Origin of the sequence: Xanthomonas sp. SHU 166, from assembly GCF_000364685.1 — a bacterium.
GTDB classification, from domain to species: domain Bacteria; phylum Pseudomonadota; class Gammaproteobacteria; order Xanthomonadales; family Xanthomonadaceae; genus Xanthomonas_A; species Xanthomonas_A sontii.
Genome location: NZ_AQOJ01000015.1, coordinates 26,715 through 35,530 on the forward strand (window position 1 = coordinate 26,715; position 8,816 = coordinate 35,530).

Annotated in this window: 9 protein-coding genes and 1 pseudogene; 2 read left to right on the forward strand and 8 right to left on the reverse strand. The window is 66.8% G+C overall.

What is annotated here, in order from left to right:
* Positions 1-112 precede the first annotated feature (112 nt).
* Positions 113-1,246, reverse strand: coding sequence for a PA0069 family radical SAM protein (locus tag D180_RS00885; protein ID WP_051064754.1), 1,134 nt, complete (start codon positions 1,244-1,246; stop codon positions 113-115).
* Positions 1,247-1,506: 260 nt separating this feature from the next.
* On the opposite strand from D180_RS00885, the pseudogene D180_RS00890 reads away from it, so the two are divergent.
* Positions 1,507-2,355, forward strand: a pseudogene (locus D180_RS00890) (PA0069 family radical SAM protein); the annotation flags it as partial.
* Between the two features lie 204 nt (positions 2,356-2,559).
* On the opposite strand, the gene D180_RS00895 reads toward D180_RS00890, so the two are convergent.
* The 7 genes from D180_RS00895 to D180_RS00925 all read right to left on the reverse strand — a co-directional run bounded on the left by D180_RS00895 (position 2,560) and on the right by D180_RS00925 (position 8,159).
* On the reverse strand, positions 2,560-3,267 hold the full coding sequence (locus D180_RS00895; RefSeq protein WP_017911286.1) for a 2OG-Fe(II) oxygenase: 708 nt from the start codon (positions 3,265-3,267) through the stop codon (positions 2,560-2,562).
* 84 nt (positions 3,268-3,351) lie between these two features.
* Complete coding sequence (locus D180_RS00900) at positions 3,352-3,963, reverse strand: NAD(P)H-dependent oxidoreductase (RefSeq protein WP_017910083.1); 612 nt, start codon at positions 3,961-3,963, stop codon at positions 3,352-3,354.
* A gap of 169 nt (positions 3,964-4,132) precedes the next feature.
* Positions 4,133-4,405: a hypothetical protein gene (locus tag D180_RS00905; RefSeq protein WP_017911287.1), complete on the reverse strand. Its 273-nt coding sequence runs from the start codon at positions 4,403-4,405 to the stop codon at positions 4,133-4,135.
* Positions 4,406-4,599: 194 nt separating this feature from the next.
* A complete protein-coding gene (locus D180_RS00910) occupies positions 4,600-5,184 on the reverse strand; it encodes a hypothetical protein (RefSeq protein WP_232760240.1) in 585 nt (194 codons plus the stop codon).
* A gap of 10 nt (positions 5,185-5,194) precedes the next feature.
* On the reverse strand, positions 5,195-5,518 hold the full coding sequence (locus D180_RS00915) for a hypothetical protein (RefSeq protein ID WP_017910080.1): 324 nt from the start codon (positions 5,516-5,518) through the stop codon (positions 5,195-5,197).
* A 252-nt stretch (positions 5,519-5,770) separates the two neighbouring features.
* A complete protein-coding gene (locus D180_RS00920; protein ID WP_017910079.1) occupies positions 5,771-6,787 on the reverse strand; it encodes a class 1 fructose-bisphosphatase in 1,017 nt (338 codons plus the stop codon).
* Between the two features lie 169 nt (positions 6,788-6,956).
* Positions 6,957-8,159, reverse strand: coding sequence for an amino acid aminotransferase (locus tag D180_RS00925; RefSeq protein ID WP_043090245.1), 1,203 nt, complete (start codon positions 8,157-8,159; stop codon positions 6,957-6,959).
* A 130-nt stretch (positions 8,160-8,289) separates the two neighbouring features.
* Here D180_RS00925 and D180_RS00930 point away from each other — a divergent pair.
* A partial coding sequence (locus D180_RS00930) for a Plug domain-containing protein (RefSeq protein WP_198526490.1) occupies positions 8,290-8,816 on the forward strand: 527 nt, incomplete at its 3' end.

The following is an 8,816-nucleotide window of genomic DNA, read 5'->3' on the forward strand; positions in this document are numbered from 1 at the left end:
TTGCTTTATTGGGCTACTCCTATTGGGCCCTTCGCGATCGCTTAGTCGCATATCGTTGATCCGTTCGCACTTATTCTGAAAATTGCCGAGGTTGCTGGGCCAGCAGGTCCAATCAGAAGAGTGCAAGCTGAGGGCTCTCTAGGCGAGGTGGTGTGAACTGGCTCGTGTCCAGCTTCGGCATCCGTCCAAATCCAAGTCGGCGGTACGCTTTAGTAAAACGTTGCGCAATGAGTTGCGCAAATGGGCCTTCGCCAACCATGCGTTTGCCAAAGCTGCTGTCATAGTCCTTGCCGCCGCGCATCTGCTGGATGAGGCTCATGACGTGCTTTGCTCGGTCCGGGTAGTGCAACTCGAGCCATTCGCGCCAGAGCTGAGTAAGCTCGTGCGGCAAGCGCAGCAAAACATATCCAGCCGAGCGCGCGCCGTGCGCTCGGGCTGCTTCCAAGATGTGCTCAAGCTCCCTGTCGTTGATCATTGGAACTATTGGCGCAACCAAGACGCCCACAGGAATGCCGGCATCATGCAATCGCTGCATCGCGCGTAGTCGGGCATGCGGGGCCGCTGCACGCGGTTCCATCTTCGCCGCCAAGCGATTGTCCAGAGTCGTCACCGAAAAGTGCACGGATACCAGATTGTGTTGCGCCATCGAGGCCAGCACATCGATGTCGCGCTCGATTAGCGCCGCCTTCGTGACAAAGCTGACCGGATGCCGCGCGTCAGCTAGGACCTCAAGACATGCCCGCGAAATGCCATAACGCCGCTCGGCCGGCTGATAGGCGTCAGTGTTGATGCCAAGCGCAATAGGAGAGCACACATAGGAGGTACGAGCGATCTCTGCGCGAAGCAATGCCGCGGCGTTAGACTTGGAGAAAATCCGCGTTTCGAAATCCAGGCCCGGCGATAGATCCAGATAGGCATGTGATGGCCGAGCGAAGCAGTAGACACACCCGTGCTCACAGCCCCTGTATGGATTCACAGATTGTGAGAATCCTACGTCCGGCGAGCTGTTGCGACTGATGATGCTCCTCGCGGTCTCCTCCGCCACAATCGTTTTGGGTCGGGCGGGGGATTCGACATCGGGTTCAGATGAGCCCCAGCCGTCATCGATCTCGACGGAAGTGGTAACTGCGAATCGACCAGGCACGTACAACGTAGTACCTCGGCCTTTGATGACTGTCCGTGAGCTTCTGACATCTCGATCGGCAGGATCATCGGTCGCTTCCGCAGAGTAGCTCTTCTTCCTCATGCCGTTAGTATTAATGCTAACGGCGCCTGTTGCAATCGCTCTCAGTGAAGCTGAACAGCCAGCAGACCACTTGAAGATCATCCGCCTGTTCGTGTGTGGCGCAAACCGCTAGGCAGCCAGCTATGACCATTTCGACTGGGTTGCCCATTGGCGATAGGCGACAAAACCCACTTACGACTGAAGTTGGCGGCCTCTAAGATCCCAGTACACAGTGGTCGAAAGCCAAAAATGAACACTTCCCCCTGCTCATAAATTGCTGCTGCAGCTACTGCTTCGCCCGCCCCAGCCATGCCTATCTGAACCTGTCGCCGGGGCTGGACTTCGAGACGCGGCTGTTCGCCAAGACCAATGCCCCGGAGCTGTTGCGCCGCGAGCTGGCCAAGCCCGGCTACGTGCCCAGCCCGATCGCGCTGGGCATCAACACCGACGCCTACCAGCCGATCGAGCGCAAGCTGCAGCTGACCCGGCGCCTGATCGAGGTCTTCGCCGAGACTCGCCACCCGTTCTCGCTGATCACCAAGAACGCGCTGGTCGAGCGCGACCTGGACCTGCTGGCGCCGCTGGCCCGCGACAACCTGGTCAGCGTGCACTTCTCGGTGACCTCGCTGGACCCGCGGCTGTCGGCCAAGCTGGAGCCGCGCGCCTCGGCGCCGCACGCGCGGCTGCGGGCGATGCGTACGCTGCATGAGGCCGGCGTGCCGGTCGGGGTGATGGTGGCGCCGGTGATCCCGTGGATCAACGATCACGCCCTCGAAGCGGTGCTGGAGGCGGCCCGCGAGGCCGGCGCCGAGTCCGCCGGCTACGTGCTGCTGCGCCTGCCGCACGAGGTGGCGCCGCTGTTCCGCGATTGGCTGCAGGCGCACCATCCCGACCGCGCCGCGCACGTGATGAGCACGGTGCAGCAACTGCGCGGCGGCAAGGACTACGACAGCACCTTCGGCAAGCGCATGCGCGGCGAAGGCGTCTACGCCGACCTGCTGGCACGGCGCTTCGCGCTGGCGCACAAGCGGCTGGGTTATGCCGAGTCCCCGCGTCGCCGCCTGGACTGCAGCCACTTCGTCAAACCGCAGCCGCCGCGCCCGCCGTCGCCGCAGGGCGTGCTGTTTTGAGCGGGGATTGGGGATTCGGGATTCGTAATGGGGCAGGGATTCGGAATTCGGGATTGGGGATTAGCAAGAGCGGCGCGTCGCGGCGGCCCGACGCAGCCACTGCAATTCAGCCACCAAGAAAGCAGCTTTTACGAATCCCTAATCCCCACTCCCTAATCCCCACTCCCGAATCCCTGCTTTTGACGAATCCCCATTCCCCATTCCCTATTCCCTGCCGTAAAGCGCCTGGGCCGACTGGAACAGGATCCAGCTCGTCGCGATGAACTTGTCGCCGCGCTGCGGGCGGTTGCCGCGGTGGGTGTGGGTGAAGGCGGTCGGGGCGATCAGCAGGCTGCCGGCGCGCGGGACGATCTTGCGCTGCTGGAACAGGAACTCGGTCTCGCCCTCGTCGAAATCGTCGTTGAGGTACAGGGTCCACAGCAGGTGCCGGTGCAGGGTCTCGGCACTCGGATCGCGCGGGTACAGTTCGCAGTGCCAGTAGGGGTAGCCGCCCTCGCCCGCCTCGTACCACTGCAGGTTGATCGCGCCCGGGCGCAGGCAGGTGCGCGCCAGGTTGGACAGCGCGGCGTCGTCGAGCAGGGCGAAATCGTCGGCGCCGAGCCGGTGCGGCTGGCCGTCGGCGCCGGGCACCTGCAGCATCAGCGGCGAGATCAGGGTCTGCGGGTATTTGCGCAGGTAGCCGAGCAGTCCGCCGAACACGGCCTGCTGCAGCCGCTGTTCCACGTCGCGCCACGGTTCCAGGCCGCTGATGCGCAGGTCGCGGCTGCGCTTGAGCTCGGGAAACACGCCGCTGCCGACCTCGCCTGGCCGCAACTGGGTGCTGCCGCGCAGGCGGCGCAGGATGGCGGCGCAGTCCTCGCGGGACATGGCGCCATCGAACACTTCGATGAAATCGGGATGCAGGTCGGACATCGCGCGACCTTACCAGCGATTTCGCAGGGTTGCAGCCGCAGCGCAGCGGCTCCGTGCCACTGGCGCTCCGACGCGGCGCAACGCTCAGGCCAGCGGTGGCGGGTACGGATTGGCCTTGAGCAGGCGCGCCAGGTGCGCGGCGTTGCTGGCGGCGGTCTTGATGGTGTCGGCCAGCACCTTCGGCGTCTGCTTCAGGTCCTGGTAGTCGGTGCTGCCCATCGCCTCGCCGACCCAGTACGGCGGGCTGCCGGCGGCGACGCTGAAACCGAAGTCGGTCAGCCCCTGGTAGAGATCGGCACTGACCTTGTGCGCGCCATCCTCGTTGCCCACCACCGCGACCATGGCCACGCGGTTGAAGGTCGGATACACGCCGTCGTCGCCGATTTCGCCGAGGAACGCATCCATGCGCTCCAGGACGCGCTGCGCCAGGCTCGACGGATGGCCGACCCAGATCGGTGTGGCCAGCACGACGATGTCTGCGTCCAGCACGCGCTGGCGCAGCTGCGGCCAGGCATCGCCGTCGCCTTCGTCGGCACGTACGCCGGGGCGCACGTCGAAGTCGGCCACACGCGCCGAATCGCCCTGCACGCCGTGCGCGGCCAGTGCCTGCAGGATCTGATCCAGCAGGCGCTGGGTGGACGAGGGCGCAGTGCCGCGCTTGAGCGAGCAGTTCAGGCCGAAGGCGCGCAGGGACATGGTCCGACTCCGTCAGTAAAACGCCACTGTGGATCGAGCGCGATGGGCCTGAAGTCGCGATGGCGTGCAAGGGTCGTGAGCGCTGCGGCACCGCAAACGTGCACCGAGCGCGGTCCGCCGCCGCGATCGCCCATCGCGCACCGACCAGGCGTGCAGGCGTTGTCGATGGCTAGGAGCGCTTGGATGACCCGGGCGTGCCGCGGATCGCGATGCCCAGCAGCGCCAGCCACACCGCCAGCGCCAGCAGGGTCGGCAGCTCGAAGCGGCTGGAGTTGTACAGGGTGAAGCTGCGGGCGGCGAAGAACAGCAGCGTCCACAGCGCCAGGTTGACCAGCACGATCTGCCGCCGCCAGCGGTGGCGGGTAAACAGCGCGATGACGGTGGGCATCAGCGCGACCGGTGCGGTGGCGAAGAAGAACAGCACGACGAGGGTCTGGTTCATGGGGTTCCTCCCGCCCGGGACGACCAGGTGCACGCGACGACCGCCGGCGATCAACGCGCTCTGCTGTCGCCGGACGCCGCTACCCTACCGCAGCCAGGGCGTCAGGCAACCGCCGGCACGTCGCCAGCGCCCCAAAGGAGCGGTGTCGCAGCGGACGCACGGTCGTGCGTCATGACGAGTGCCGCTCACACGCCTCAGTGCGCCGCACTCGCTGGCCAGACCCGATCGACCAGGTCGCCGATTTCGATCGGCGACTGTTCGCCTTCCGCAGCACGCTGCCAGGCCGCTGGCGAAGGACCTTGGCGCTGGGTCGGCGGCGCGTCCCACAGCGTGACGTTGAGCGCGAACACCACCACACCGCCCTTGGCCTGGAATGGCGGTACCCGCTCCAGAGCGGAGACCAGCGTGTTCGCCACCGCATCGGGCAGTGCCGGTGTCACATCCAGCCAGATCCGGGACCGGCCGCCAGGACGGACCGCCACGGCCACGAAGCCGGCGGCCGGTCGGGGTGTGGCGACCCGCGCGAGTTCGCGCGACGCCGTGGCATTCAGCGCTTTCACATATGCCGCCAGGTCTTCGACGCTCTCGGCGCGATCGCGCATCACCGATTCCGGCTGCAGCAGCATGAGGTTCTGCAGGCGAAAGGGTTCAGCGGCCGACAGCGTTCCGCTCGACATCATCGCCACCAGCATCAGGCACCAGCGCATCGGAACCTCCCTGTTCGTCTCGATCGGCGCATCCTGCCGCATCGCCGCGCGCCCGGCCAGGGGGCGCGGCAAGCGTCGGGGATCAGTACAGCAGATCGACGTAGTGGATCTTCTTGGCGCCGAAACCGCCACAGCCCTCGCTGGTCGTGTACTGCAGCACGACCTGAGTCCTGGACGTGGCGGCGGAGAGAATGGCCGAATACTTTTCCTTGGCGATGGCGTCCGCGGAAAAATCGATCACCCAGCGTCCATCGGACGCGCACTCGTTGTTGGTCGGCTGGTTCTCCAGCCAGACCGAAGCGTAGTTGGATTCGACCACGACGCGGGTGATCTTCCCCTGCTGCGTGGTGTCGGCACAGGCCACACCCGAGACGAGCAGCAGCAACAGCCCGAAGACATGTTTCATTGCATTTCCCCTGTTTGAGTTTTCTACCGCCATCGGCGTTGCGGCAGTGAGCGCACATCGTCGAGCCAAGACCGCCCCGAAGCGACTGCGCCGCTACAGGACGATCCCCCCAATCGCAATGTGCCGCCTGTAGCGGCCTCCCCTTGCACCCACCGCGACCATGCCGGCGATGCGGCACCGAGGATACGGCGGCGCTGGCGACAGCCGCCATCGTCCAGGGCCCCCGGACGCGCGGCTGCCGCGCCACCACGCTCAGCCGTGGTGGCTGTCGTGCTCCAGGTGATACCGCACCGCCTCGGCCACTTCGTTCTTCGAGCCCAGGAACACCGGCACGCGCTGGTGCAACTGTTCCGGCTGCAGGCCGAGGATGCGCGCGCGGCCGGTGCTGGCGGCGCCGCCGGCCTGCTCCACCAGCATGCCCATCGGGTTGGCTTCGTACATCAGCCGCAGCTTGCCGGCCTTGCCCGGGTCCTTCTTGTCCCAGGGATAGATGAAGATGCCGCCGCGGGTGAGGATGCGGTGCACGTCGGCGACCATGCTGGCGATCCAGCGCATGTTGAAGTTCTTGCCGCGCACGCCTTCGCTGCCGGCCAGCAGGTCGGCCACGTACTGCTGCATCGGCGCTTCCCAATGGCGCTGGTTGGACATGTTGATCGCGAACTCGGCGGTGTCCTCGGGGATGCGCATGTCGGCCTGGGTCAGCAGGAAGCTGCCCTCCTCGCGCTCCAAGGTGAAGGCGTGGGTACCGTGGCCCAGGGTCAGCACCAGCATCGTGCTGGGGCCGTAGATGCAGTAGCCGGCGGCGACCTGCGCGGTGCCCGGCTGCAGGAAGTGCTCGTCGCCGGGCTTGTCGGTGCCTGGGGGCGCGCGCAGCACCGAGAAGATGGTGCCGACCGAGACGTTGACGTCGATGTTGGAGCTGCCGTCCAGTGGATCGAACAGCAGCAGGAAATCGCCGCTGGGGTACTTGTCGGGCACCGGCTGGCAGTGGTCCATCTCTTCGGAGGCGCAGGCGGCGAGGTGGCCGCCCCAGGCGTTGGCTTCGAGCAGGATGTCGTTGCTGAGCACGTCCAGCTTCTTCTGCGCCTCGCCCTGCACGTTGCCGGTGCCGGCATCGCCGAGCACGCCGCCGAGGGCGCCCTTGCTGACCGCGATGGAGATGCGCTTGCAGGCGCGGGACACGATCGTGATGAGCTGGCGCAGCTCCGGGCCGATACGCCCGGCATGCTGTTCTTCGATCAGGAAGCGGGTCAGCGACGTTCGCGACATGGGCAGGACGGCCTTGCGTGAGAAGGGGGCCGCCATTGTCGCGGGTTGCGCCGCAGATTTCGATCAACGGTGTTCCGCGACCATGCCGGCGCGGGCCGACACGGCCCCCACGCAGGCACAAAAAAGCCGGAAGCGCAGGCGCTTCCGGCTCGGTGCGGGACCGCAGGGCTCAGCTCTTGTGCACGGTCGCCACGGCCTGGGTCACGTAGTCCAGGTTCTTCTGGCTCAGCGCGGCCACGCAGATGCGGCCGGTGCCGACCGCGTAGATGCCGAACTCCTCGCGCAGCCGGTCCACCTGCGCCTTGCTCAGGCCCGAGTAGGAGAACATGCCGGCCTGCTGCTGGATGAAGCCGAACTCCGGCGCGCCGAGGGCGGCCAGCTTCTGCACCATGCCGGCGCGCAAGGCGTGGATGCGCTCGCGCATCTCGGTCAGTTCCTGCTCCCACATCGCGCGCAGTTCCGGGCTGTTGAGCACCCCGGCGACCAGCGCGGCGCCGTGCGTGGACGGGCTGGAGTAGATGGTGCGGATGATGCGCTTGACCTGCGACTGCACCGCCTTGCTCTCGGCAGCATTCGCCGAGACCACCGACAGCGCGCCGACGCGCTCGCCGTACAGCGAGAACGACTTGGAGTAGGAACTGGCGACCACGTAGTTGTCGATGCCGACCTCGGCCAGCAGGCGCACCGCGTAGGCGTCGGCATCGATGCCCTTGTCGAAGCCCTGGTAGGCGATGTCCACGAACGGGAACAGGTTGCGTTCCTTCAGCAGCTCGGCCACGGTGCGCCACTGCGCCTGGCTCAGGTCGGCGCCGGTCGGGTTGTGGCAGCACGCGTGCAGCAGCACCACGCTGCCGGGGGCGAGCTGGCGCAGGTCGGCGAGCATGCCGTCGAAGTTCAGGCCGTGGCTGGCCGGATCGAAATAGGTGTACTCGACCACGTCGAAGCCGGCGGCACCGAACACGGCGCGGTGGTTCTCCCAGCTCGGGTTGCTGATGGCGATGGTCGAGGTGGACAGCAGCTTCTTCAGCAGGTCCGCGCCCACCCGCAGCGCGCCGCTGCCGCCGACGGTCTGCGAGGTGGCGACGCGGCCGGCGGCCAGCAGCGGCGACTCGGCGCCGAACAGCAGTTTCTGCGTGGCCAGGTCGTAGGCCGGCAGGCCGTCGATCGGCAGGTAGCCGCGCGGCCTGGCGTCCTGCGCCAGTTGCTGTTCGATCTGCTGCACCGCGCGCAGCAGCGGGATGCGGCCGTTTTCGTCGTAGTAGATGCCCACGCCCAGGTTGACCTTGGTCGGGCGGGAGTCGGCGTTGTAGGCCTCGGTCAGGCCCAGGATCGGGTCGCCTGGGACCTGTTCCACGTTTGCAAAGAAGGACACGGCGGTACTCGTTCGGTGGCGGAGGTGGGGGCCGGAAGGACCGGAGCCGGCGCGGTCAAACACCTCATCCTAACAAACGCTGCCGCGCTTGGCCGGGTGCGGCCGGGCGGCAGTTGGGCGATGATGGGCCATGTCATCTTCCCTGCCCTCCGCCCTGCTCTGCGGGGCCTGCGCCCTGGCGCTGTCGCCCCTGGTCCACGCCGCTCCCGGCGAGGATCCGGCCACCACCTTGCCAGTGCTCCAGGTCCAGGCCGCCCGCGTCGGCGGCGTGGCCGATTTCGACCTGCCGGCGTCGCTGACCACGACCGGCCTGGGCGACAGCGACCGCCTCGGCATACAGGCGTCCGAGGCGCTGGTCGGGGTGCCCGGCCTGCTCGCGCGCGATCGCCAGAACTATGCGCAGGACACCCAGCTGTCGATCCGCGGCTTCGGCGCGCGCTCGGCGTTCGGCGTGCGCGGGGTACGCCTGCTGCTGGACGGCATCCCGGCGACGATGCCGGACGGCCAGGGCCAGCTGTCCAACTTCAACCTGTTCGGCAGCGAGCGCGTCGAGGTGCTGCGCGGGCCGTTCTCGGCGCTGTACGGCAACTCTTCCGGCGGCGTGGTGCAGCTGTGGAGCGCCGACGGCCAGCCGGACGATCCGTGGCGGCTGCGCAG

What these genes read in the sequence shown, in the direction of transcription:
- D180_RS00885 (WP_051064754.1), bottom strand. Translation starts at nt 1,246, where the DNA reads ATGAGGAAGAAGAGCTACTCTGCGGAAGCGACCGATGATCCTGCCGAT.
- D180_RS00895 (WP_017911286.1), bottom strand. Translation starts at nt 3,267, where the DNA reads ATGTCCGACCTGCATCCCGATTTCATCGAAGTGTTCGATGGCGCCATG.
- D180_RS00900 (WP_017910083.1), bottom strand. Translation starts at nt 3,963, where the DNA reads ATGTCCCTGCGCGCCTTCGGCCTGAACTGCTCGCTCAAGCGCGGCACT.
- D180_RS00905 (WP_017911287.1), bottom strand. Translation starts at nt 4,405, where the DNA reads ATGAACCAGACCCTCGTCGTGCTGTTCTTCTTCGCCACCGCACCGGTC.
- D180_RS00915 (WP_017910080.1), bottom strand. Translation starts at nt 5,518, where the DNA reads ATGAAACATGTCTTCGGGCTGTTGCTGCTGCTCGTCTCGGGTGTGGCC.
- D180_RS00920 (WP_017910079.1), bottom strand. Translation starts at nt 6,787, where the DNA reads ATGTCGCGAACGTCGCTGACCCGCTTCCTGATCGAAGAACAGCATGCC.